This window comes from Azospira sp. I13 (assembly GCF_003112695.1).
Taxonomy (GTDB): Bacteria; Pseudomonadota; Gammaproteobacteria; order Burkholderiales; family Rhodocyclaceae; genus Azospira.
The window spans coordinates 105,570-127,772 of sequence record NZ_BFBP01000013.1; the positions used below are offsets into that span (position 1 = coordinate 105,570).

Below are 22,203 nucleotides of genomic sequence, written 5' to 3' on the forward strand. Positions count from 1 at the left end.
GGGCCATTTGCAGGCCGTTCGCGTCATGAAACATCTATCCCTTTCCCGTCAAATCGTCATCGCGGCCGGCCTAGCCGTGGCCTTGATGATCGGTATCCAGAGCGCCGTGGTGGCTTACCTGTCGCGCCAGGTGGCAATCCAACAGACCCAGGATTCCCTGGAAGAGCAGACCCGCCTCATCATCACCACCCTGGAATATGCCCAGGACGCCCTCAAGGCGCGGGCTCTGGACAACCTGCGGGATTTCGAACGCTCCCTGCCGGGCAAGATCCACCTCAGCGGCCGTACTGTGACTACGGGTAGCCAGCAGCTGCCGGAAATGCTGATGGGCGGCACTCCCGTCAACGGCAACGTGGGCCTGCTGGAAAGCTACAAGAAGTCCAACGCCGGCCGCGAAGCCGCCTTCCTCATCCGCAGCGGCGACACCTTCTATCGCGGCGCCACCCTGCTGAAGGACGCCAACGGGGGGTCGCGCAACGGCGAAGCCCTTTCCGACAAGGAAGCCTACGTGCCTTTCCTGCGTAAGGGCGAGGTGTACACCGGTACCATCCAGCGCAGCGGGCGCATGTATTCCATTGCCGTCACCCCCATCAAGGACGACGCCGGCAATGTGGTGGGTGGCATCACCCTGCGGCTGGACGTGGCTGACAACATCGACCTGCTGAAGAAAAAGCTGATGTCGGCCAAAGTGGGCAAGACCGGCTATCCCTACATCGTTTCCGAGCCCTACGGCGACCAGAAGGAGGGCGTGTACATTGCCCACCCGACCCTGGAAGGCAAGAAGCTCTCGGAGGCCGGACCTCTGGCCCAGAAGATCACCGACATGCTCTACAAGACCCGCAACGGGGTCATCCAGTACAAGTGGCTGGACAAGGAAGGCAAGGAGCGGGACAAGATCGTGGTGGTCAAGGAACTGCCAGATCTGCACTGGATCGCGGCCATTGGTTCGTGGACCGATGAATTTACCGACCGCACCCTGGCCCTGCGCAACGAGGTCATCGGCATCTCCGTGGCCCTGGGCGCCCTGCTCCTGCTGGCCATCGCCTTCGTCGCCGGCAGCCGCCTGAAGCCCGTCGCCGCCCTGGTGGATGCCAGCAACCGCCTGGGCACCGGCGACCTGTCGGTGCAACTGACCGGCCCCGCCGGCAGCCACAACGAGGTGGACGTGCTGGGCCGCTCCCTGGGCCAGGCCATCGATTCCATCCGCAATCTGGTGGGCAACATCAAGAACACCAGCCACGAGCTGTACGGCACGGCCAACGCCTTCTCTGCCACCTCCCGGGAGCTCAATCAGTCCACCGACGTGCAGAGCGAAGCCACCGCCGCCATGTCCGCCGCCGCCGAGGAGCTCTCCGCCAGCATCGGCCACGTCGCCAGCAATGCCGCCTCGGCCCTGGAACTGACCGGCGCCGCCCTGGCCGATGTGGAATCGAGCAAGGCCACCGTGGGCCAGGCCATCACCGCCATGGAAGAAAGCGCGGCAGCGGTGCGCCAGTCTGCCGAGCAGGTGGGGGAACTGGGGCAGCGTTCCCAGGAAATCGAGCATGCCCTCAGCGCCATCAAGGGCATCGCCGAACAGACCAACCTGCTGGCCCTCAACGCCGCCATCGAAGCCGCCCGGGCCGGCGAGGCAGGCCGCGGCTTCGCCGTGGTGGCCGACGAGGTGCGCAAGCTGGCGGAGCAGTCCGGCAAGACGGCTCAGACCATTTCCAGCATCCTCTCCCTGGTGGGGGTGGGCGTCAGCTCGGTGCGGGACACCATCGACCAGGCCGTCGGCCGCGTCAGCTACTCCGTGCAGGCCTCCCGTCAGCTGGAGGCCGTGCTGGGCCAGGTATCCGAGCGTTCCGGCCAGGTCATGAGTGCCATCCAGGATATCGCCGGCGCCACCCAGGAGCAGTCCACCACCGCCCAGAACATGGCCCGCAACGTCGAACAGGTGGCTGAAATGGCCGCCCAGACCGGCAGTTCCGCCCATGCCAACCTGGATCAGTCAGCCAAGCTGCTCGGCGCCGCCGACAGCCTGCAGCGGGATACAGATTCCTTCAAACTGTAGACGACCGCGGGGCAGTTCGTTAGGCCCCCGCCAGAAAGAAAAAAAGCCCGGCTTGACCGGGCTTTTTCAATGGTGCTGCCGTCCTGAAATGTTTCTGGCATGAGCTTTGCTGGAGTGTCTTCCGTCAGCCTCGCTGCGGCAAAGCTTGCCGCGCCGTGGCCCATCTTTCAGGAGCCCTGCATCATGTCGGTTAGCGCTGCTTCCTCTGCCCTCTCCTCCCTCAACCCCTACGAGGCACTGCGCCGCATGAATGGGGCAACAAGCACGCAGGCCGAGGCCGCCACGTCGGGTAGTGGCGGTGCCAGCAGTATCGTCAGCATCTCCTCCCAGGCACGCCAGCGTCTGGAAATGGATGCCCAGGATCAGGCGACGGAGGCGGCAGCGGTGGCCGCCGGTGAAGTCCCCCTGCGCCACCTGGCCCTGCCGGACTGGTTTGCCGACTACACCCCGGTGATCCTGCAATCGGCGGACATGTCCAACGGGCCGGTGAGCATTGCCAGCACCTACCAAAAGGGCTACGAGATGCAGCGGGACCATCCGCAGGAGACCTCCGAGTATAGCCAGCGGGTCTCGGCCATCTACCAGCAGCTTTTGCAGGATAACGGCGTCGGCGACAAGGTGAGCCACTACCAGGCCATGCATGAGGACAAGGCCCTCAGTCAGGACCTGCGTCGCCAGTTCCATGAGGCCCTGGCCAACGATCCCCAGGCCCAGAAGCTGCGGGCTACCCTGGGCATCAGTCTGCCGAACCTGACGGCCTGATTGGCCGGCCAGTCAGGGAGTAGGTTCCGGTGTTTCTAGTGCGGTGATGGTGCTGGCCGGGGCACCAGGGTCAGGGAGAGGCGGGCCAGGAGAATTCCCAGGGCCAGGGTCAGGAAGCCGGCGCTCCAGCCCAGGCTGCTGTCGTGGCCAAGCCGGTCCAGGGCCATGCCGAAGGCCACCGGGCCGATGAAGCCGCCGGCAAAGCCGATGCAGGCATAGAGGGCCAGGGCCTTGCCGCGGCGGTCGGCGGGGGTTTCCGTGAGCAGGCCGGCGGTCATGGCGGCCGAATCCAGGTTCATGGTGGCGGCGTACACCAGTAGCAGGCCCATGGCCCACAGGCCGTGGGCGCCCACATCCCCCACCAGGGCCATGGCCATGGCGAGCAGCGCCGAGAGGCTCATTACCCGGGCCAGCCAGGTGGTGCGGCCCCAGCGGTGGGCCCCCTCGTTGCCCAGGATGCTGGCCGGCACGGCAAGAAAGGTGGCCAGGGCGGCGACGATGCCGGGGGCGGCGGTGAAGGCCGAGGGGGTTTGCCCGTGGGACCAGGTGAGATAAGCCACCAGCCAGGAGCGGAAGCCGAACAGCTCCCAGTTGTGGCCGCAGTAGGCGCCGCAGAAGGCCAGGATGCGACGGTCCCGCAGCACGCTGCGCCAGCCGGCATCCGCCCGGTGGTCGGCGCCCTCGGGCCGCTTTGGCGGCAGGGCGAAAGCCACCAGCAGCACGGCGGCGAAGACCGAGACGGCCGCCAGGCCGAACAGCAGGGGCCAGGGCATGAGCCGCCCCATGCCTTCCAGCAGCAGATAGGAAAGGCCGGCGCCGGTGCCGAAGGAGGCCGTGTAGAAGGCCGTGGCCCGGGATTGATGTGCCAGGGGCAGGCGATCCGTCAGGGCCCGCAGGCCGGGCATGTAGGTCCCCGCCAGGCCGAAGCCGGCAAACAGCCAGAACAGCAGCCCCGGCACGAAACTGCGGGCGAACAGGCCGAAACCGGCCAGGGCCAAGGCCGCCAGGGTGGCGGCCAGCAGATAGATGCGGCGGGCGTCGTAGCGGTCCGTCAGGCTTACCAGCAGGGGGACGGCGGTGATGTAGCCGAGGAAATAGACCCCCCCCAGCCAGCCGCCCTGAGTGGCCGAGAGCCCCCATTCGGCGGTGAACACCGGCAGCAGCGTCGGCACCAGGGAAAAGCCGAGCATGGTGAGAATCTCGGCGCCGCAGCAAAGCAGCACCAGGCGCCAGGGGAAAACGGTGGAATCGTAAGCGGTGGAATCGTTCATGCCGGGTTCAGGAAACCAGGCCCTTGGGTGCCAGATACTTGTAGAGGATTTCCAGGCGGGAGACCGGGTCGTTCAACTCCAGCAGCTTCTGCTGGGCCAGGGGCTGCACGGGCATGACTTCCGACAGCCGGTAGCCGACCCAGTTGGCCTCGTCGAAGGCATGGGGCGGCGGCAGCTTCTCCGGGCCCAGGTCGGCGGCGATCTGCTCCAGCAGGGGCACCAGGGCTTCCAGGGCAGTGGGGATGGGGGTGAAGGCGGGTTCATCCAGCACCTCCACCCGGGCCCGCAGCAGGCCGTCATCCTGGGCCTCGCACTCGAGGATGCGGAAGCGGTGGTCGCCGGCCACGGTCAGGTGCAGGGGCTGGTCCGGCAGTTCCTCCCACTGGCGGATGAAGGCCAGGGTGCCGATACCGTGAGGCACCGCCGGGGCGCCCACATCCTTGCCCGAGGCGATAAGGCAGACGCCGAAGGGTGTCTTGGCCTGCTGGCAGGCCGCGGCCATGTCCAGGTAACGTTGCTCGAAGACCCGCAGGGACAGCAACCCGCCGGGGAAGAGCACGGTATGCAGGGGGAAGAGGGGAATCTCCAGCACTTCCGGCGCGGCCTTTTCCTGGCCCAAGAGTCTTTCCAGCCAGCCCATCAGTTGGCCTCCGATGCATCGCCCCAGCGGGCCATGAGGGTGTGGGGAATCGCCAGCTGGTCGAGAATGCGGGCGACAACGAAATCCACCAGGTCCTCGATACGCTGCGGGTGATGATAGAAGCCCGGGCTGGGGGGCAGGATGACCGCCCCGGCGCGGGAGAGGCGCAGCATGTTTTCCAGGTGGATGGTGGAGAACGGCGCCTCCCGGGGCACCAGCACCAGGGTGCGGCGCTCTTTCAGCACCACGTCGGCCGCCCGTTCGATGAGATTGTCCGAGAGGCCCTGGGCGATGGCTGCCAGGGTGCCCATGGAACAGGGACAGACCACCATGGCGTCCGGCGGATTGGAGCCGGAGGCCACCGGGGCGAACCACTCCTCCCGGCCATAGACTTCCAGGCTACCGGGCAGGCCAGCGTGGCGGCTGCGGAAATGGGCGGCCACTTCCTGGGGGCGGGAGGGCAGGTCCAGGGCCATTTCCTGTTTGGCGACGATCTGGGCCGCCTGGGAATACAGCAGCTGTACCCGACAGCCGGCAGCCAGCAGGCATTCCAGGAGACGCACCCCGTAGGGCAGGCCGGAGGCGCCGGTGAAGGCGAGGCAGACAGTCTTAGGCATGATCGGTTTCCATTGGGGCGCCAGCAGGGGGCGGTTCAGCCAGGATGCGGGCGGCGATGAGCCCGTTCACCGTGCCAAAAAAGAGGGCCGCGCAGGCAAAGAGGGGGGCCAGGAGAAAGACCCCGTCATGGGGAATGAGCCACAGCCGGGCCAGCAGGAGTTGCCCCGCCATGTGGGCGAAGGCGGCGATGATGGAAAGGCTGACCGGGCCAAAGGCCGCCCCAGGGCCCGCCCGCAACAGGGGCCGGGCCAGGCCCAGGGCCAGCAGGCTGGCCAGGGCGCCGGTGGCGGAGAGGAAGAAGCCCGGCGCCAGAAACTGGCCCAACAGCAGGCTACCCGCCAACACTCGCAAACCGGTGACCCAGACCGCCGCGCCCCAGCCGAAACGCAGCAGCACCACCAGGGTGACGATATTGGCGAGGCCCGGCTTGATCCCCGGCAGGGGCGTGGGAATCGCCGCATCCACCAGGGAGAGGCCAATGGCCGCCGCCGCCAGCCAGGCGATGCGGTGGTCTTCGGCACTGAGGGGAATGGTCAGGACCCGGGTCCCGGCCGGGTCAGTAACTGAGGGAGTCATAGGCGGATGTGCGGCCAGCGATCTGCAGGCTGACGTGGTTGGGGGCGCAGATGGCGATTTCACCGGGGCGGGCCAGCCAGCCCTGGCGCACGCAGTACTGGCGCGGCCCCGGGTCGGCGGCAACCCGGGCCCGGCCGGGCTCCACCGTGATGACGGTGCTGCCCAGGGGGCCGGGCACTTCCAGGGTGCGGTGCTGCTGCAGGTCCAGCTCGGCGAAGACCTGACCGCCGCTGCGCACCACCGCCTTTTCCGCCCGCCCGCCCTGCCAGGCCAGGGGGAACAGGGCGGCACAGGCGGCGGCGCCGAGGCCCAGGGTCAGCCAGTCGCCGGGGCGCAGCAGGCCAAGCCAGAGGCGCCAGTCCGCGGGGGGGCGTGTCGCAGCGCCTGGGGATGCGGGGGGTGGGGAAGAGGCGCTCACCGCCGGCTCACTTGCCGCCTTCGGCCAGCTGGCGGTGGCGCAGCAGTACCCGCAGGCCGTCGTCGCTGCTTTCCCCTTCGCCGTCGCGGAACTGGCGGGACAGCCATTCGGCCAGGTACACCGAGCGGTGCTGGCCGCCGGTACAGCCCACCGCCACCGTGAGGTAGCTGCGGCTATCGCGGATGTAGCTGGGCAGCCACTGGGAGACGAAATGGAAAATGTCCGCCGCCATGCGCCCCACTTCGGGCTGGGCTTCCAGGTAGTCAATGACCGGCCGGTCGCGGCCGGTGAGGGGGCGCAGTTCCGGGTCGTAATGGGGGTTGGGCAGGCAGCGCACGTCGAAGACCAGGTCCGCATCCAGGGGAATGCCGTGCTTGAAGCCGAAGGACTGGAACAGCAGGGTGAGGCCGTGGCCCGGGTCCACCGCAATGAACTGCTTCACCCATTCGCGCAGGCTGGCAGCTTTCAGGTCGCTGGTGTCGATGTGGTGGCCGAGCGTGGCGATTTCTTCCAGCAGTTCCCGTTCCTCCCGGATCGCTTCCACCAGGGTGTGGCCCTCGTTCGCCAGGGGGTGGCGGCGGCGTGTTTCGGAGAAACGCTTGAGCAGGGTGTCGTCCTTGGTATCCAGGAAGAGAAAGCGCAGCTCCACCTTTTCCTTGAGATGGGCCAGCAGCTTGGGCAGTTCCCGGATGCCGGCGCCGCCCCGCACGTCCATGGCCACCCCCACCTTGTTGTAACCCTGGGCGGCAAGACAGTCGATGAGCTGCGGCAGCAGGCCGGAGGGCAGGTTGTCTACACAGTAGTAGCCGCCGTCCTCGAGGACGTTGAGGGCGATGGACTTGCCGGAACCGGAGAGGCCGGAAATAAGGACGAGATGCATGGCGGGAACGGGGTCGAGAAAACGCGATCGGGGGAGGTTCGTTTTGCTCCGCAGCATAGCGGCGGGGGCTTTCGCGATCAAGCCGCGGGGGCATACACTGTCGGGTCCGGTTCGATTGCGAATCTTCGTGCAAGTTCATCACCATGCCCGCTCCCGCCCTCCTGCCGATCCCCTTCCTGCCTGAACTCACCGCCCTGCGCCGGGATATCCACGCCCATCCCGAACTGGCCTTCGACGAAAGCCGCACCGCCGACATCGTTGCCCGGGAGCTGCTGCGCTACGGTATCGAAGTGCACCGGGGTATCGCCAAGACCGGCGTGGTGGGCATCCTGCGCAACGGGGAATCCAGCCGCGCCATTGGCCTGCGGGCCGACATGGATGCCCTGCCCCTGGATGAGAAGAACGAGTTTCCCCACCGCTCCCGTCATCACGGCAAGATGCACGCCTGCGGCCACGACGGCCATACCGCCCTGCTGCTGGGGGCCGCCCGCTGGCTGGCGGAGCACCGCAACTTCGACGGCACCGTGGTCTTCATCTTCCAGCCCGCCGAGGAGTCGGAGGGCGGCGCTGCCGTCATGATTGAGGACGGCCTGTTCGAGAAATTCACGGTGGATTCCGTTTACGGCCTGCACAACTGGCCCGGCATTCCCCTGGGCGAAATGGCCATCATGCCCGGCCCGGTGATGGCCGGCACCTGCGCTTTCGAGATCGCCATCCGCGGCCACGGCTGCCATGCCGCCATGCCCCACCAGGGGGTGGACCCCATCGTCGCCGGCAGCCAGCTGGTGCAGGCCCTGCAGACGGTGGTCAGCCGCACCCTGCATCCCTGCGAGTCGGCGGTGGTTTCCGTGACCCAGTTCCACGCCGGTTCCGCCTGGAACATCATTCCCGACGATGCCGTCCTGCGCGGCACCATCCGCACCTTCAAGCCGGAAGTGCAGGAAACCGTGGAGCGGGCCATCGAGCGCCTGGTCAGCGGCGTCGCCGCCGCCACCGGCGCCCAGATCGGCGTGACCTTCGACCACCGCTATCCCCCCACCGTCAATACGGCGCCGGAGGCCGAGCTGTGCCGCCAGGCCGCCCGGGCGGCGCTGGGGGCCGGCAAGGTCATTACCGACGCCCTGCCCTCCATGGGGGCAGAAGACTTTGCCTACATGCTGCGGGAAAAGCCCGGCTGCTATGTCTGGCTGGGCAATGGCCCGGGTACCGGCGGCTGCACCCTGCACAACCCCCACTACGACTTCAACGACGAGGCCCTGGCCGTGGGCATCACCTATTGGGTGAGCCTGGTGGAAACCGCCCTCAAGCCGGCCTAGCGCCGGTCGCCGAGGTGGCTTGGCCCCCCGCTGCGTTGGCCTTCAGGGCGACGTAGCGGTCGCTGATGAACTGCTCGATGGCCTGGGTGAGGGCTTCGCCCCGCAGGCTGCCGGCCAGGTCACGGGCCTTGCCGACGAATTCCGTGGCGCCGATTCCCGCCTTTTCCGCCATCGCCGTCCACATGGACTGGCCGGGTTCCAGCCGCACGGCCGGCATCTTCAGCCCCGCCTCCTGCCAGCGCTGCTTCCAGCCCGCCATCATGTCGGGGATGGCCGGGGTATTGGCGGAGGCCTCGGCATCGGCTGTTGGCTTCGGGGTCGAAGGGTTGGCCGCTTCTTGCTGCTTGGTCAGCACGGCCATGGCCTGGGAAATATCCAGCTCCCGCTGGGCATCCGCCTCGGTCATGGGTTGCTTCCAGCCTTCCAGTTGGACTCTGACGGTGAGGTTGAGCAGGCGGTTGAAACGGGCGTTCTGGGCCGGGTCCATGTTGTCGTGGCCGATGGCCTTCATTTCGGCCTTGAACTGATCCAGCAGGGCCTGGTTTTCCGGCAGCAGGGGCAGGTTGGAAACGCTGTTGGGCAGGTAGCCATCACCGATGCCCGGCGCGGCGCGGCGCTCGTCCAGCCGCGCCTGGGCCTCGGCCATGATGTCGGCGGGGAAATCCTGGCGGGTCCAGTAGGCCGCATCCGGCAAGGCCAGGCCCCGGGGGCGGTCATTTTTTGCCGCCTCCCGGGCAGCGGCGGAAATCGACACCTGGGTGCTGGCCTGGTCCGTGCCGCTGGCGGCGGCGCTGCTGGCCGCTGTCTGGCGGGCGCGGAAGGTGGCGGCGCTGATCTGGTAGATGCCGGCCAGCCCGGCGTTGCTGAGGGGGGCGGTGCTGCCCATGAAGGTTCTCCCGGTGCGGCAAAGTCTGCCGTCATAGTGGTCGCTGCCTGGTGTTATGCAGGGACCATGCCAGGGGAATTGGGGGGTAGTACGGGATAAGACGGGATAGGACTGGCCACCGCAGGTGCGCACGGGCTGATGGGAGCAGCCGGGGTCGCCGGCCGCTTCTCCCGCTTTCGCTACTTTCCCGGCGCCAAGCTCGCGGGTTAGCCGGCCACCAGCCAGCCGTCCTCCTGCCGCAGGGCGCCCGACTTGAGGAGGTCGCCTTGCAGCCACTCCGCCGTTTCCTCCGGGTCCAGGCCCAGGTAACGGGCAGCTACGGAATGGGCGAAGGGCAGGCTGGCGATGAGGTTCGGCAGCTCCGCCTGTTTTACCCGGCGCTTTTCCAGCAGGTAGAACACCAGCATGACCTTGAGCGCATGGCGTGCCAGGCGCTCAAGGGAACCTTCGAAGCCGGCCAGGCGGGAGTAGGCCCGGGTGAAGCTTTCCTCCACGTCGGCAAAGGGGGCGCCATGGCCGGGAATGACGCTGCGGATGGGCAGGCGGGCCAGCATGTCCAGGGTTTCGCGCGTGGTCTTGAGGCCGTCCGGGTTGCCCAGCAGCTCGGCGAAGATGACGCCGAAACCATCCTGCCACAGGGCATCGCCGGAAATGAGGATGCCCTCGTCGGCATTGAAGTAGGCCAGGGCGTCCATGTCGTGGCCCGGTACCGCCAGGGCCTGCCAGCTCAGACCGCCCAGGCCCAGGACGTCCCCCGGGGCAATGGTGGCATCGTGCTGGAAGCGGGCCGATTGCTGGCCGAGGGGCGAGAGCAGCAGGGCTTCTTCATCCCATTCGGCAATGGCCGCCGACATGCCGGTGGGCACCAGCACCTGGCAGCCGGTGGCGTGTTTCAGGGCCGCGTTGCCGCCGATATGGTCGGAGTGGGAGTGGGTGTTGATGAGCCGGGTCAGGCGCCGGCCATCCAGGGCCCTTTCCACCAGGGCCAGGGTCTGGGCGGCGTGGGAGACATAGCCGCTATCCACCAGGGTGGCCTCTTCGTCGTCAATGAAGAGGACATTGTTGGAGGAGAGCCAGCCCCGTTCCAGCACCTGGATCGTGTCGGGCAGCCGCGGCGGCGGGGTGTGTTGGGTGGGTGGGGCCATCAGTCGCTGCCTCCGCTGATTTCTGCCTGCACATTGGCGGGCAGAGGAGCCTCCGGCGCAGCCGGGGGCAAGGGTTGGGGAGTGGGCACCGGTTCCGGATCGCCAAAGATTTCGGCTTCGCTGCGGCCGCAGCCGAGGCAGTAGCCATCTTCCATGGTGCACACGCCGATGCAGGGATTGTTCTCGTCGCTCACGGGGCACTCACTTGCAGAAGCTGTCGGCGGCATCGCCCCAGGGGTCGTGGGCGACGCGGCGCTGTTCCACTTCGGCCAGCACGGCCAGACGGGTTTCGTCGGAGGCGCCGGCCCAGGTGGCGATTTCGTCCAGGGTACGGAAGCAGCCCCGGCAGAGGCCGGAGGTGGCATCCATCTGGCAGATGTTGATACAGGGGGAGGCGACAGCCATGTTTTTCAGTCTCATTGACAACAAAAAGGGCGAGGTAGACCTCGCCCCGGGGCGCCGGTTCAGGCTTATCCGGCGCACTTGGCGAGCAGGGCCCGGGCTGCCTTGGAGGCGGGCTCCCGGCCCAGGTGGGCGGAGATGAAGGCGCCCGCCGCCACCAGCTGGTCCAGGTCGATGCCGGTGTGGATGCCCAGGCCGTTGAGCAGATAGACCACGTCCTCTGTGGCCACGTTCCCCGAGGCCCCCTGGGCATAGGGGCAGCCCCCCAGGCCGGCGACGGAGGCATCGAATACGGCCAAGCCCATCTGCAGGGAGGCGTAGATGTTGGCCACCGCCATGCCGTAGGTGTCGTGGTAGTGGCCGGCGAGCTTGGCCATGGGCACGTGGCGGGCGCAGGCTTCCAGCAGGCGGGAGACGCTGGCAGGATTGCCGACGCCGATGGTGTCCCCCAGGGAGACTTCGTAGCAGCCCATGTCGTAGAGAATCTTCGCCACTTCGGCGGCCTTCTCCGGCGCCACCGCACCTTCATAGGGACAGCCGACAACGCAGGAAACGTAGCCCCGCACCTTGATCTCCAGGGCCGAGGCCGAGGCAACGATGGGTTCGAAGCGCTTCAGGCTTTCAGCGATGGAGCAGTTGATGTTCTTCTGGGAAAAGGCTTCGGAGGCAGCACCGAAGATGGCCACCTCGGTGGCCCCGGCCTCCACCGCCGAGTCGAAGCCCTTGAGGTTGGGGGTCAGCACCGGGTAGGCCACCCCGGGCTGCTTACGGATGCCGCGCAGCACTTCGCTGTTGTCCCCCATCTGGGGCACCCACTTGGGGGAAACGAAGGAGGTGGCCTCCACCGCCGGCAGGCCGGCGGTGGCCAAGCGTTCGATCAGTTCGATCTTCACGGCAGCGGGCACCACCTGCTTTTCATTCTGCAGGCCGTCCCGGGGGCCGACCTCAACGATTTTCACGTGCTGGGGCAGGGTCATTTCGCGCTCCTAGGCTGCCTCGAAATCCACCAACTCCGCCCCATCGGCCACCTGCTCGCCGACGGCGAAGCGGAAGGCCTTGAGGGTGCCGGTCTTGGGGGCGGTGATGGTGTGTTCCATTTTCATGGCTTCGAGAATGAGCAGTGGCGCGCCCTTCTCTACCGGCCCGGGTTGGGCCAGCAAGGCCACCACCTTGCCCGGCATGGGGGCGGTGAGGCCGCCACCCTGGGCGCCGCCGGCCTCCACCAGGTGCAAGGGGTCGTGGCGTTCGATGACATAGGTGCCGCCGTTGAGGAAGATGTGGCGCTTCTCGGCGACGGCCACCACGCTGGCCATCAGACGCCGGTCGTCCAGTTCTACCGCCAGGCGGTCGTGGGCCAGGAGGCGGCCGCGGGCCAGGACGGTTTCATTACGCAGGGTCAGCACCCAACCATCGGCGGCGTAGGCCACCCCCACGTCCACCTGGGTCTCGCCGACCCGGTAGCTGACGGTGCGGCGGGCGGCGATGTTCATGCGCCAGCCGTCCCGCTGGCTCCAGGGGGACCAGGGATCGCCGCTGCGCTGGCTGGCCGCAACCGCGTCGTCCTGTTCCCGCAGCAGGCCAGCCACAGTGGCGATGAGGAAGACATCCCGGGGCAGCTCGGCCTCGGCGGGGAAGAGGAAGTCCTTCTGCCGTTCGATCAGGCCCGTATCCAGGTCGGCGCCGGCAAAGGCCGGGCAGGCTACCAGGCGGGAGAGGAAGTCGATGTTGGTGGTCACCCCCACCACCCGGTAGTCGGCCAGGGCCTGGCGCATGCGGGCCAGGGCGGCCTCCCGGTCTTCGTCCCAGACGATCAGCTTGGCGATCATGGGGTCGTAGTGGGGCGTGATCTCGTCGCCCTCCTCGACGCCAGTATCGACCCGCACATGCAGCCCCTCGGCCGGCGGGGCCAGATGCAACAGGCGTCCAGTGGAAGGGAGGAAGCCCTTGTTGGCGTCCTCGGCGTAGATGCGGGCCTCCAGGGCATGGCCGCGGATTTCCAGCTGTTCCTGTTTCAGCGGCAGGGGCTCGCCGGCGGCCACCCGCAACTGCCATTCCACCAGGTCCTGGCCGGTGATCATTTCGGTGACCGGGTGTTCCACCTGGAGGCGGGTGTTCATCTCCATGAAGTAGAAGGAGCCATCCTGGTTGGCGATGAACTCCACGGTGCCGGCACCCACATAGCCCACCGCCTTGGCGGCGGCTACGGCGGCCTCGCCCATCTGGCGGCGGCGCTCGGCCGGCATGCCGGGGGCGGGAGCCTCTTCCAGCACCTTCTGGTGGCGGCGCTGCACCGAGCAGTCCCGCTCGAAGAGATAGACGCAGTTGCCCTGGGTGTCGCCGAAGACCTGGATTTCGATGTGGCGCGGGCGGGTGATGTATTTCTCCACCAGCACGTGGTCGTCGCCGAAGGAGGAACGGGCCTCCCGCTGGCAGGAGGCCAGGGCGGCGATGAAGTCCTCGCCCTTTTCCACCAGACGCATGCCCTTGCCGCCACCGCCGGCGGCGGCCTTGATCAGCACCGGGTAGCCGATGGCGTCGGCCTGCTGCTTGAGGAATTCGGGGTCCTGGTTATCGCCGTGGTAGCCGGGAGTGAGGGGCACCGCGGCCTTTTCCATGAGGGCCTTGGCGGCGCTCTTGGAACCCATGGCGCGGATGGCGGAAGCGGGCGGGCCAATGAAGACCACGCCGGCGGCGGCGCAGGCTTCGGCGAATTCCTCGTTCTCGGAGAGGAAACCGTAGCCCGGGTGGATGGCCTGGGCGCCGGTACGCTTGGCTGCGTCGAGAATTTTCTCGGCCACCAGATAGGATTCCCGCGCCGCGGCCGGGCCCAGCAACACCGCCTCGTCGGCCAGGCGCACATGGCGGGCGTTGGCATCGGCCTCGGAATATACGGCGACGGTGCGAATGCCCATGCGGCGGGCGGTTTTAATCACACGGCAGGCGATCTCGCCGCGATTGGCAATCAGGATCTTGCTGAACATCGTGTCTCCTCCGGGCCCCCGTCTTCTTGCGGGGGCTTGGGAATGTTGGGGTGGTGGGCCGACTAGTCGGTGACCCAGTTCGGTTTGCGCTTTTCCAGGAAGGCGGCGATGCCCTCGCGACCCTCCGGCGAGGCCCGCATCTCGGTAATGCGGCGGGCGGTGTCGGCAACCAGGGGCGCGTCGATTGGGCGCTTGGCCACTGCCCGGATCAGCGCCTTGCTGGCGGCCTGGGCGGCGGGGCTATTTTTCAGCAGCTTGTCCACGATCTCGCCCACGGCTTCATCCAGTTGCTCCTCGTCGGGCACGATTTCATGCAGCAGGCCCAGGCGGTAGGCATCCGTCGCCGAGAAGCGTTCGGCGGTGAGGAAATAGCGGCGGCACTGGCGTTCGCCCAGGGCTTCGATGACGTAGGGGCTGATGACGGCAGGAATGAGGCCCAGCTTCACTTCCGTGAGGGCAAAAAGGGCATCGTAGGTGGCCACGGCGATGTCGCAGGCCGCCACCAGGCCGACCCCGCCGCCGTAGGCCGGACCCTGGACCCGGGCCACGGTGGGCTTGGTCAGGTGGTTGAGGGTGGATAGCAGGGTGGCCAGGTTGCCGGCATCGGCCAGGTTCTGCTCCGGGGTGTAGCCGGCCGCCCGCTTCATCCAGTTGAGGTCGGCTCCGGCGCAGAAGCTCTTGCCGGCGGCGGAGAGCACCACCACCCGCACGGCAGGGTCGGCTTCCAGTTGCTTCAGGCCGGCGGTGATTTCGGCGATCAGGGCTTCATCGAAAGCATTGTGGCGGTCGGCCTTGTTAAGGGTGAGGATGCCGACGGGGCCGTCCACTTCGATGAGGATGGAACTGAAAGTCATGGTGTTGTTCTTCCTGAGCGTTACATGCGGAATACGCCGAACCGGGTTTCCTCCGCCGGCGCATTCATGGCCGCCGAGAGCCCCAGGCCCAGCACCCGGCGGGTATCCGCCGGATCGATGATTCCATCATCCCACAGGCGGGCGCTGGCGTAGTAGGGATGGCCCTGGCTCTCGTACTGTTCGCGGATGGGGCGGCGGAATTCCTCTTCCTCCTCGGCACTCCAGGCCTTGCCCGCCGCTTCCAGGCCGTCCCGCTTGACCGTGGCCAGCACGCTGGAAGCCTGCTCGCCGCCCATTACCGAGATGCGGGCGTTGGGCCACATCCACAGGAAGCGGGGCGAGTAGGCGCGGCCGCACATGCCGTAGTTGCCGGCACCGAAGGAGCCGCCGATGACCACGGTGAACTTGGGCACCTTGGCGGTGGCCACCGCGGTGACCATCTTGGCCCCGTCCCGGGCGATGCCGCCGTTCTCGTACTTGCGCCCCACCATGAAGCCGGTGATGTTCTGCAGGAACACCAGGGGGATGTTGCGCTGGGCGCACAGCTCAATGAAGTGGGCGGCCTTGAGGGCGGATTCGGAAAAGAGGATGCCGTTGTTGGCAACGATACCCACCGGGTAGCCCCAGATGCGGGCGAAGCCGCAGACGATGGTGGTGCCGTAGCGGGCCTTGAATTCGTCGAAGTCGGAACCGTCTACCACCCGGGCGATGATCTCGCGCACATCGAAGGGCTTCTTGGTGTCGGTGGGGATGACCCCGTAGAGCTCCTCGGCGGCGTAGAGGGGCGCCACCGGTTCGGTGAGGCTGACCGAGGGCTGCTTCTGCCAGTTGAGGTTCTTGACGATGCGTCGGGCGATGGCCAGGGCGTGCTGGTCGTTCTCGGCAAAATGGTCGGCTACGCCGGAGACCCGGGTGTGCACGTCGGCGCCGCCCAGGTCCTCCGCCGTCACCACTTCGCCGGTGGCGGCCTTCACCAGGGGCGGGCCGCCGAGGAAGATGGTGCCCTGGTTCTTGACGATGATGGACTCGTCGGACATGGCCGGCACGTAGGCGCCGCCGGCGGTGCAGGAGCCCATCACGGCGGCGATCTGGGGAATGCCCTGGGCCGAGAGATTGGCCTGGTTGAAGAAGATGCGGCCGAAGTGTTCCTTGTCGGGAAAGACTTCGTCCTGCATGGGCAGGAAGGCGCCGCCCGAATCCACCAGGTAGATGCAGGGCAGGCGGTTCTCCAGGGCAATCTCCTGGGCGCGCAGATGCTTCTTCACGGTCATGGGGTAGTAGGTGCCGCCCTTCACCGTGGCGTCGTTGGCGACGATCATGCATTCCACGCCATTGACCCGGCCGATGCCGGCAATGACCGAAGCGGCCGGCACGTCGCCGCCGTACATGCCGTAGGCGGCCAGCTGGCCGATTTCCAGGAAGGGGGTGCCTGGGTCCAGCAGGGCGTTCACCCGCTCCCGGGGCAGCAGCTTGCCCCGGGCCACGTGCTTCTGCCGCGCTGCCTCGGGGCCCCCCAGGGCCACCTTGCTGATCTGCTGCCGCAGGTCGTCCACCAGCCCGGCCATGTGGCCGGCGTTGTGCTGGAAATCTTCCGACCGGGGATTGAGTTGGCTTTTCAGGATGCTCATGTCTCCTCGCTTTTCTTGGGGTCGCGATGGTGTTGTGGTGTGTCAGGTGTTGCTTATAGCTGGCGCTCTTCCTTGAGCCACTTGCTCACCGGCTCGGGGACGTAGGCATCCATGGCGGCCAGCAAGCGCTCAATGTCGGTGTCGGCCAGGGCCATGGCCCGGTTTTGTTGCCGCAGGAAGCCTTCGTTCACTGCATGGTCGAACAGGGACAGCAGGCCGTCGTAGTAGCCCGCCACATTGAGCAGGCCCATGGGCTTCTGGTGGAAGCCGAGCTGGCCCCAGGTGAGGATTTCGCAGAACTCTTCAAAGGTGCCGAAGCCGCCGGGCAGGGCAACAAAGCCATCCGCCAGTTCGGCCATGCGGGCCTTGCGGGTGTGCATGGAATCCACCACCTCCAGGCGGGTCAGGTTGCGGTGGTCCACATGGCGGCCTGCAACTTCCTTGCCCATCAGGGCCTCGGGGATGACGCCGATGACTTCGCCGCCAGCGTCCAGGCAGGCATCGGCCACGGCGCCCATGAGGCCGATGTTGCCGCCGCCATAGACCAGCTGCCGACCCTGCTCGGCCAGCAGGCGGCCGAGCTTTTCGGCCTCCTGGCGATAGTGGGGGGCGTGGCCGGCGTTGGCGCCGCAGAAGACACAGACTCGCTTCATGAGGAAGTTTTCGCAGACAGGCGGATCAAGGCAGTTTCAGGAGGGCAGTTGAAGCGCACCGGCAGGATGCTGGTGCCAATGCCCGCGGTGACGTAGGTGGGCACGCCCTGGCCGGGAATCCAGCCGTAGGCATGGTCACGGGGTGCGCGCCCCGGGGTGATGAGGGCGCCGATCAGGGGCAGGCGGACCTGGCCGCCATGGGTGTGGCCCGCCACTGCCAAGGTGGTCCGGGCAGGCAGTTCGGGCGCCGTGGCCGGGTCGTGCATCATGGCGATGAGGGGCGCTTCTGCGGGCACCTTGGCCAGAGCCTGTTGCGGGGCGGCGTGCCGCGTCATGTCGTCGCCGATGCCCACCAGCCAGAAGGGTTGGCCCTGGTGGTGGAGGGGCACGGCCTGATTTTCCAGCACCGTGATGCCGACCTGGGTGAGCTGTGCCGCAATCTTGCCGTCATCGAGCCACCAGTCGTGGTTGCCCAGGGTGGCGTAGACGCCCAGGGGTGCCCGTAACTGGCCCAGGGCCTGGGCAATTTCTTCCCCGGCAACCGGTGTGCCGCCCATAACGCCCTGGATGACGAAATCACCGGGCAGCAGGATCAGGTCGGGCTGGCCGGCGTTGATCTGGGCCACTGCCTGGCGAACCATGTCCAGCCCGGCGTGGGGGGCGCCCACATGCCAGTCTGCGGCCACGGCGATCTTCAGGGGTGGCAGGGGCCAGCGGGGCGATGCTAGCGCCAGCTGCCGCTCCTGCAGCCAGCCCGGTTCGATGCCGAAGCTCCACAGGGCCAAGGCCAGCAAGGTCAGCAGAAGGCCGCGCCAGACGGTCACTTCAGAAGCCTCCCTCGGCCAGCCAGCGCTCGATCTGGGGCAGGCGGTCGGCGCCCCAGAAGGGCTCGCCGTCCACGAAGATGAAGGGGGCGCCGAAGACGCCCCGGGCGATGGCGGCTTCGCCTTCCTGGCGCAGGCGGGTTTTGATCTCCTCGCTTTGCACGCCGGCCATCAGGGCGGTGGCATCGGCGCCGACCTGGGTGGCCAGCTCGGCCACCACGGCGGGGTCGGAGATATCCCGCTCCTGCACGAAAACGGCGCGGAAGGCGGCATGGGCAAAGGCCCGGGCCTGGGCGCAGTCCCGCTCATGCAGCCAGTAATAGGCCCGGGCAGCCACCTGGGTGGCCAGGGGGAACTTGGCCGGCAGCTTGAAGGGAAGCCCCAGGAAACGGGCAGAGCGGTCGAAGTCGTGGCGGGAATAGGTGCCCTTGACCGGGATTTCCGTCAGGGGGGCACTGCCGGTGGTCTTGAATACCGGGCCGAGGAGAATGGGGCGCCACTTCACTTTGCGGCCATATTTTGCGGCGAGTTCGTCAATTTTCTCGCTGGCCAGATAGGCGTAGGGCGAGGAAAAGTCGAAGTAGAACTCCAGGGGCTCGGCCATGAATGGTCTCCGTCAGGGTTGGGGGGCTGGACCGTGCTTATTGTAGGGGGATTGTGTGGCTGCCGGCCTCAGCGTACCGCGCCGGGTGGCCGGCCTGGGGCCGGCTCCGGTGCAGGCGTGGTGCAGCTTTAGGCCGTTTCGGCGAACAATTCCCGACCGATCAACATGCGCCGGATTTCGCTGGTGCCGGCGCCGATTTCATACAGCTTGGCATCGCGCCACAGGCGGCCGGTGGGGTATTCGTTGGTATAGCCCACACCACCCAGGGTCTGGATAGCTTCGCCAGCCATCCACGTGGCCTTCTCGGCGGAATAGAGGATGGCCCCGGCCGCATCCTTGCGCAGGCTGCGGGCGTGGTCGCTACGGTCACAAGCCTGGCCCACGGCATAGACGTAGGCCCGGGTGGCCTGCCAGGTGGAGTACATGTCGGCCAGCTTGCCCTGCATCAGCTGGAATTCACCGATGGGGGTGCCGAACTGCTCCCGTTCGTGCAGGTAGGGCAGCACCACGTCCATGCAGGCGGCCATGATGCCCAGGGGGCCGCCGCAGAGCACGGCACGTTCGTAGTCGAGGCCGCTCATCAGCACCTTGGTGCCGTTGCCGACGCCGCCGAGGACGTTTTCTTCCGGTACTTCGCAGTCGTCGAAGAACAGGGGGAAGGTATTGGAGCCGCGCATGCCCAGCTTGTCCAGGTGGGTGCCGTGGGTGAAGCCCTTGAAGCCTTTTTCGACGATGAAGGCGGTCATGCCCTTGGCGCCGGCGTTGAGATCGGTCTTGGCGTACACCACCAGGGTGTCGGCGTCGCCGCCGTTGGTGATCCACATCTTGGAACCGTTGAGGACGTAGCGATCGCCCTTCTTCTCAGCCTTCAACTTCATGGAGACCACGTCGGAACCGGCATTGGGCTCGGACATGGCCAGGGCACCGACGTGTTCGCCGGAGATCAGCTTGGGCAGGTACTTGTCCTTCTGGGCCGCGGTGCCGTTGCGGCGAATCTGGTTCACGCAGAGGTTGGAATGGGCGCCGTAGGAAAGGCCGACGGAGGCAGAGGCTCGGGAGATTTCCTCCAGGGCGACGATGTGGGCCAGGTAGCCCATGGCCGTACCGCCGTATTCCTCCTCGGCGGTCATGCCGAGCAGGCCCAGGTCGCCGAACTTTTTCCACAGGTCGGCGGGGAACTCGTTATCCCTGTCGATCTGGGCTGCCCGGGGGGCAATTTCCTTTTCCGCGAAGGCGCGCACGGTGTCGCGCAGCATCTCGATGGTTTCACCGTGACCGAAGTCCAGGCTGGGAATGTGCATTTGTCTCGCTCCTTTGGTTTTCTTCCTTTCCTTGAACGCTCTGTGGCTTGGCACCACGGGCGACCTGGAGGAGGAATGTATTGAAGTGGGGCGCCGCTTTTACTGCGGCTTATGCCTTGCTGCTTGCTTCGTGTTTTTCCTTCTTGCCGTGCATGGTCATGATGGTCTGCTGCATGACCGCGCACAGGGTTTTCTTGCCGTCCTTCACCGCGAACACCTCGGCCTTGGTCACCGTTAGGGTACGGCCGTATTTCAGCACCGTGCCCTGGGCGATGAGCAACTCCCCGTCGGCCGGGGCCAGCAGGTTCATTTTGTATTCCACGGTGAGGACGCTGGCGTCCGCCGGTGTCAGGGTGTTGGCGGCGTAGCCAGCGGCGGAGTCGGCAATCATGCCCACCACGCCGCCGTGGATGAAGCCGTGCTGCTGGGTCACCTCGGGTTTGTGGGGCAGATGGATTTCCGTATAGCCGGCCTCGATTACCGGCATGGAGGCCCCGATCAGGACCATGGCCTGCTGGCGGTGGAAGCTGTCCCGCACGCGGGCGGCGAAATCCGGGTCGGATGGGTGGTGCATGGTTTGTCTCCTCCGGCGCGTTTGTGCGCTCTCTAGAATGCTATTGAATGTTACGTTGACGTAAACGTCAACTAGTTGCTGAAAATGAAGCCGGCAAGGACCGACTTACTGTTCCTGCCCCCCATTTTCCTTGGCCAGGGCGACGGCCAGGTGTTCACGGCAGACACATTCGACGTTGCCGATTTCGGCCAGCATGGCTTCGATATCCTCCCGTTGCTGTTCCAGGGCGGCGCGGCGCTGGGCCAGCATGTTGAGCAGGCGGCTGAGCTGGTCGGATTCGTCCCGGGCCACGTCGTACATGTCGATGACGTCCCGAATCTCTGCCAGGGAAAGGCCCAGGCGCTTGCCCCGCAGGGCCAGCTTGAGGCGGGTGCGGTCACGCTTGGTGTAAACCCGGTTGCGCCCTTCCCGGTTGGGGGCCAGCAGGCCCTGATCCTCCCAGAAACGGATGGTGCGGGGGGTGATGTTAAATTCCCGGGACAGATCCGAAATGGTGAAGGTGCTGCCGGCAGCCTGGTCGCCCGGTTCGCTAAGGATGCTCACGTGGGTGCGGCTCCGATGAATGGTGGTTGAAAAAACGACGGGAGAGTTAAACAGATGCCCCGGCATTTTTCAATCGGGAACTACCCGCCAGGCGTGGCGCTCAAGGTGGAAGGCGGTCAATCACCGTACTGCCGGCTAAAGCTGCTGTCATGTTGGCGTAAGGGAACTAGGCTTCAATGATCTAAGCCGAAGGGTATAGTTGAAAGCCGAACCTCGACTTGTCCCGTCCCATTGCCATGAGCCAGACCTTGCAATTTCCCTTTCCCGATATTCCCGCTTCCGGCACCACCCTGGAGGTCGCACCCGGCATCCGCTGGCTGCGTATGCCGCTGCCCTTTGTCCTCAACCACATCAACCTGTGGCTGCTGCAGGATGGGGAGGGCTGGTTCATTGTGGACACGGGCTTTGGTCTGCCGGATATCCAGGCTACCTGGGAAAAGGTGCTTGCCGACCTGGATGGGCCAGTGCATGGCATCGTCGTCACTCACTTTCACCCGGATCACCTGGGCCTGGCCGCCTGGTTGCAGGAGAAGAGTGGTGCGCCGTTGTACATGACGGCCGGCGAATATCTCACTGGCCATGCCGTATGGCATGAAATCGCTGGCCACGGTACCGCCCCCATGCTGCAGCAGTTCCGCGCCCATGGCCTGGCTGAAGCCCGTTGCCAGGACCTGGCCGAGCGGGGCAACGGCTACCGTAAGGGCGTGCCCGGTTTGCCCACCACCTACCGCCGACTCTTCGATGGCGACACCCTGCGCATTGGCCAGCGGGACTGGAAAATCCAGTTCGGCTACGGCCATTCGCCCGAGCATTTGTCCCTTTACTGTGCTGATTCCAGCGTGTTAATTTCAGGCGACATGCTGTTGCCGAAAATCTCCACGAACATCAGCGTTTTCGCCGTCACACCCACGGCCAATGCCCTAGGCGACTACCTGGCTTCCCTGGACCGCTGTGCCCGGGATTGCAGCGATGCCTCCCTGGTATTGCCGTCCCACGGCCTGCCCTTTCGGGGCATCCGGCAGCGGGTAGCCGATCTGCAGGCCCACCATGCGGAACGGCTGGCAGTGCTGGAGGACAGCTGCAGCGAACCCCGTAGTGCCGCCGAGTTGCTGACGACCCTGTTTGCGCGGGAACTCGACACCCACCAGACCATGTTTGCCATGGGCGAGGCCATCGCCCACCTGAATTACCTCGAACAGGCCGACCGCCTTGCTTGCGTGAGCGGTGCGGACGGCATCTTCCGGTATGTCCGGAAACAACCTAGGCGTTAATAA

At 66.5% G+C, this 22,203-nt stretch carries 24 protein-coding genes; 4 read left to right on the forward strand and 20 right to left on the reverse strand.

Annotated features, from left to right (window positions below):
• Positions 1–25: 25 nt before the first annotated feature.
• Positions 26–2,053: a Cache 3/Cache 2 fusion domain-containing protein gene (locus AZSI13_RS13300; RefSeq protein ID WP_165833523.1), complete on the forward strand. Its 2,028-nt coding sequence runs from the start codon at positions 26–28 to the stop codon at positions 2,051–2,053.
• Between the two features lie 183 nt (positions 2,054–2,236).
• Complete coding sequence (locus tag AZSI13_RS13305; protein WP_109041660.1) at positions 2,237–2,815, forward strand: hypothetical protein; 579 nt, start codon at positions 2,237–2,239, stop codon at positions 2,813–2,815.
• A 35-nt stretch (positions 2,816–2,850) separates the two neighbouring features.
• On the opposite strand, the gene AZSI13_RS13310 is transcribed toward AZSI13_RS13305, so the two are convergent.
• From AZSI13_RS13310 to rapZ, 6 genes are all read right to left on the reverse strand, one after another.
• A complete protein-coding gene (locus AZSI13_RS13310; protein ID WP_109041661.1) occupies positions 2,851–4,086 on the reverse strand; it encodes a nitrate/nitrite transporter in 1,236 nt (411 codons plus the stop codon).
• A gap of 7 nt (positions 4,087–4,093) precedes the next feature.
• Positions 4,094–4,726 carry an LON peptidase substrate-binding domain-containing protein gene (locus AZSI13_RS13315; RefSeq protein WP_109041662.1) on the reverse strand — a complete coding sequence of 211 codons (633 nt, stop codon included), beginning with the start codon at positions 4,724–4,726 and terminating at the stop codon, positions 4,094–4,096.
• Positions 4,726–5,343, reverse strand: coding sequence for a flavin prenyltransferase UbiX (locus AZSI13_RS13320; RefSeq protein ID WP_109041663.1), 618 nt, complete (start codon positions 5,341–5,343; stop codon positions 4,726–4,728). The genes AZSI13_RS13315 and AZSI13_RS13320 overlap by 1 nt, the downstream gene beginning before the upstream one ends.
• Positions 5,336–5,920 carry a Gx transporter family protein gene (locus AZSI13_RS13325; RefSeq protein ID WP_109041664.1) on the reverse strand — a complete coding sequence of 195 codons (585 nt, stop codon included), beginning with the start codon at positions 5,918–5,920 and terminating at the stop codon, positions 5,336–5,338. The genes AZSI13_RS13320 and AZSI13_RS13325 overlap by 8 nt, the downstream gene beginning before the upstream one ends.
• Positions 5,901–6,239, reverse strand: coding sequence for a NusG domain II-containing protein (locus tag AZSI13_RS13330; protein WP_235609782.1), 339 nt, complete (start codon positions 6,237–6,239; stop codon positions 5,901–5,903). The genes AZSI13_RS13325 and AZSI13_RS13330 overlap by 20 nt, the downstream gene beginning before the upstream one ends.
• 106 nt (positions 6,240–6,345) lie before the next feature.
• Complete coding sequence (rapZ, locus tag AZSI13_RS13335) at positions 6,346–7,218, reverse strand: RNase adapter RapZ (protein ID WP_109041666.1); 873 nt, start codon at positions 7,216–7,218, stop codon at positions 6,346–6,348.
• A gap of 143 nt (positions 7,219–7,361) precedes the next feature.
• On the opposite strand from rapZ, the gene AZSI13_RS13340 reads away from it, so the two are divergent.
• Positions 7,362–8,534, forward strand: coding sequence for a M20 aminoacylase family protein (locus AZSI13_RS13340; protein ID WP_109041667.1), 1,173 nt, complete (start codon positions 7,362–7,364; stop codon positions 8,532–8,534).
• Here AZSI13_RS13340 and AZSI13_RS13345 read toward each other — a convergent pair.
• The 14 genes from AZSI13_RS13345 to AZSI13_RS13410 form a co-directional block, all read right to left on the reverse strand.
• Positions 8,521–9,420, reverse strand: coding sequence for a hypothetical protein (locus AZSI13_RS13345; protein ID WP_109041668.1), 900 nt, complete (start codon positions 9,418–9,420; stop codon positions 8,521–8,523). The two genes, AZSI13_RS13340 and AZSI13_RS13345, sit on opposite strands and share 14 nt — an antisense overlap.
• 206 nt (positions 9,421–9,626) lie before the next feature.
• Complete coding sequence (locus tag AZSI13_RS13350; protein WP_109041669.1) at positions 9,627–10,565, reverse strand: MBL fold metallo-hydrolase; 939 nt, start codon at positions 10,563–10,565, stop codon at positions 9,627–9,629.
• Entirely contained in the window at positions 10,565–10,759 is a 195-nt protein-coding gene (locus tag AZSI13_RS13355; protein ID WP_235609776.1) for a DUF1289 domain-containing protein, read from the reverse strand. Before AZSI13_RS13355 ends, AZSI13_RS13350 begins: the two co-directional genes overlap by 1 nt.
• Positions 10,760–10,766: 7 nt before the next feature.
• Positions 10,767–10,970: a DUF1289 domain-containing protein gene (locus AZSI13_RS13360; protein ID WP_109041671.1), complete on the reverse strand. Its 204-nt coding sequence runs from the start codon at positions 10,968–10,970 to the stop codon at positions 10,767–10,769.
• 65 nt (positions 10,971–11,035) lie between these two features.
• On the reverse strand, positions 11,036–11,944 hold the full coding sequence (locus AZSI13_RS13365) for a hydroxymethylglutaryl-CoA lyase (protein ID WP_109041672.1): 909 nt from the start codon (positions 11,942–11,944) through the stop codon (positions 11,036–11,038).
• Between the two features lie 9 nt (positions 11,945–11,953).
• The gene (locus tag AZSI13_RS13370) at positions 11,954–13,948 is read right to left on the reverse strand and encodes an acetyl/propionyl/methylcrotonyl-CoA carboxylase subunit alpha (RefSeq protein WP_109041673.1); all 1,995 of its coding nucleotides are present in this window, start codon (positions 13,946–13,948) and stop codon (positions 11,954–11,956) included.
• A gap of 62 nt (positions 13,949–14,010) precedes the next feature.
• On the reverse strand, positions 14,011–14,802 hold the full coding sequence (locus AZSI13_RS13375) for an enoyl-CoA hydratase/isomerase family protein (protein WP_109041674.1): 792 nt from the start codon (positions 14,800–14,802) through the stop codon (positions 14,011–14,013).
• Between the two features lie 20 nt (positions 14,803–14,822).
• The gene (locus tag AZSI13_RS13380; protein WP_109041675.1) at positions 14,823–16,430 is read right to left on the reverse strand and encodes a carboxyl transferase domain-containing protein; all 1,608 of its coding nucleotides are present in this window, start codon (positions 16,428–16,430) and stop codon (positions 14,823–14,825) included.
• A gap of 53 nt (positions 16,431–16,483) precedes the next feature.
• Positions 16,484–17,083: a TIGR00730 family Rossman fold protein gene (locus AZSI13_RS13385; protein WP_109041676.1), complete on the reverse strand. Its 600-nt coding sequence runs from the start codon at positions 17,081–17,083 to the stop codon at positions 16,484–16,486.
• Positions 17,080–17,907: a metallophosphoesterase gene (locus AZSI13_RS13390; protein ID WP_109041677.1), complete on the reverse strand. Its 828-nt coding sequence runs from the start codon at positions 17,905–17,907 to the stop codon at positions 17,080–17,082. The genes AZSI13_RS13385 and AZSI13_RS13390 overlap by 4 nt, the downstream gene beginning before the upstream one ends.
• 1 nt (position 17,908) lies before the next feature.
• A complete protein-coding gene (locus AZSI13_RS13395) occupies positions 17,909–18,511 on the reverse strand; it encodes a 2-hydroxychromene-2-carboxylate isomerase (RefSeq protein ID WP_109041678.1) in 603 nt (200 codons plus the stop codon).
• Positions 18,512–18,639: 128 nt separating this feature from the next.
• Positions 18,640–19,812: an isovaleryl-CoA dehydrogenase gene (locus AZSI13_RS13400; protein WP_109041679.1), complete on the reverse strand. Its 1,173-nt coding sequence runs from the start codon at positions 19,810–19,812 to the stop codon at positions 18,640–18,642.
• A gap of 109 nt (positions 19,813–19,921) precedes the next feature.
• Positions 19,922–20,386, reverse strand: coding sequence for a PaaI family thioesterase (locus AZSI13_RS13405; RefSeq protein ID WP_109041680.1), 465 nt, complete (start codon positions 20,384–20,386; stop codon positions 19,922–19,924).
• A gap of 105 nt (positions 20,387–20,491) precedes the next feature.
• Entirely contained in the window at positions 20,492–20,929 is a 438-nt protein-coding gene (locus tag AZSI13_RS13410) for a MerR family DNA-binding transcriptional regulator (RefSeq protein WP_235609777.1), read from the reverse strand.
• Positions 20,930–21,165: 236 nt separating this feature from the next.
• Between AZSI13_RS13410 and AZSI13_RS13415 the strand changes: the two genes are divergently transcribed.
• A complete protein-coding gene (locus AZSI13_RS13415; RefSeq protein WP_109041682.1) occupies positions 21,166–22,200 on the forward strand; it encodes an MBL fold metallo-hydrolase in 1,035 nt (344 codons plus the stop codon).
• Positions 22,201–22,203 lie beyond the last annotated feature (3 nt).

Coding starts and splice junctions, on each gene's coding strand:
- AZSI13_RS13300 (WP_165833523.1), top strand. CDS start 26: ATGAAACATCTATCCCTTTCCCGTCAAATCGTCATCGCGGCCGGCCTA.
- AZSI13_RS13305 (WP_109041660.1), top strand. CDS start 2,237: ATGTCGGTTAGCGCTGCTTCCTCTGCCCTCTCCTCCCTCAACCCCTAC.
- AZSI13_RS13310 (WP_109041661.1), bottom strand. CDS start 4,086: ATGAACGATTCCACCGCTTACGATTCCACCGTTTTCCCCTGGCGCCTG.
- AZSI13_RS13315 (WP_109041662.1), bottom strand. CDS start 4,726: ATGGGCTGGCTGGAAAGACTCTTGGGCCAGGAAAAGGCCGCGCCGGAA.
- AZSI13_RS13320 (WP_109041663.1), bottom strand. CDS start 5,343: ATGCCTAAGACTGTCTGCCTCGCCTTCACCGGCGCCTCCGGCCTGCCC.
- AZSI13_RS13325 (WP_109041664.1), bottom strand. CDS start 5,920: ATGACTCCCTCAGTTACTGACCCGGCCGGGACCCGGGTCCTGACCATT.
- rapZ (WP_109041666.1), bottom strand. CDS start 7,218: ATGCATCTCGTCCTTATTTCCGGCCTCTCCGGTTCCGGCAAGTCCATC.
- AZSI13_RS13340 (WP_109041667.1), top strand. CDS start 7,362: ATGCCCGCTCCCGCCCTCCTGCCGATCCCCTTCCTGCCTGAACTCACC.
- AZSI13_RS13345 (WP_109041668.1), bottom strand. CDS start 9,420: ATGGGCAGCACCGCCCCCCTCAGCAACGCCGGGCTGGCCGGCATCTAC.
- AZSI13_RS13350 (WP_109041669.1), bottom strand. CDS start 10,565: ATGGCCCCACCCACCCAACACACCCCGCCGCCGCGGCTGCCCGACACG.
- AZSI13_RS13360 (WP_109041671.1), bottom strand. CDS start 10,970: ATGGCTGTCGCCTCCCCCTGTATCAACATCTGCCAGATGGATGCCACC.
- AZSI13_RS13365 (WP_109041672.1), bottom strand. CDS start 11,944: ATGACCCTGCCCCAGCACGTGAAAATCGTTGAGGTCGGCCCCCGGGAC.
- AZSI13_RS13370 (WP_109041673.1), bottom strand. CDS start 13,948: ATGTTCAGCAAGATCCTGATTGCCAATCGCGGCGAGATCGCCTGCCGT.
- AZSI13_RS13375 (WP_109041674.1), bottom strand. CDS start 14,802: ATGACTTTCAGTTCCATCCTCATCGAAGTGGACGGCCCCGTCGGCATC.
- AZSI13_RS13380 (WP_109041675.1), bottom strand. CDS start 16,430: ATGAGCATCCTGAAAAGCCAACTCAATCCCCGGTCGGAAGATTTCCAG.
- AZSI13_RS13385 (WP_109041676.1), bottom strand. CDS start 17,083: ATGAAGCGAGTCTGTGTCTTCTGCGGCGCCAACGCCGGCCACGCCCCC.
- AZSI13_RS13395 (WP_109041678.1), bottom strand. CDS start 18,511: ATGGCCGAGCCCCTGGAGTTCTACTTCGACTTTTCCTCGCCCTACGCC.
- AZSI13_RS13400 (WP_109041679.1), bottom strand. CDS start 19,812: ATGCACATTCCCAGCCTGGACTTCGGTCACGGTGAAACCATCGAGATG.
- AZSI13_RS13405 (WP_109041680.1), bottom strand. CDS start 20,386: ATGCACCACCCATCCGACCCGGATTTCGCCGCCCGCGTGCGGGACAGC.
- AZSI13_RS13415 (WP_109041682.1), top strand. CDS start 21,166: ATGAGCCAGACCTTGCAATTTCCCTTTCCCGATATTCCCGCTTCCGGC.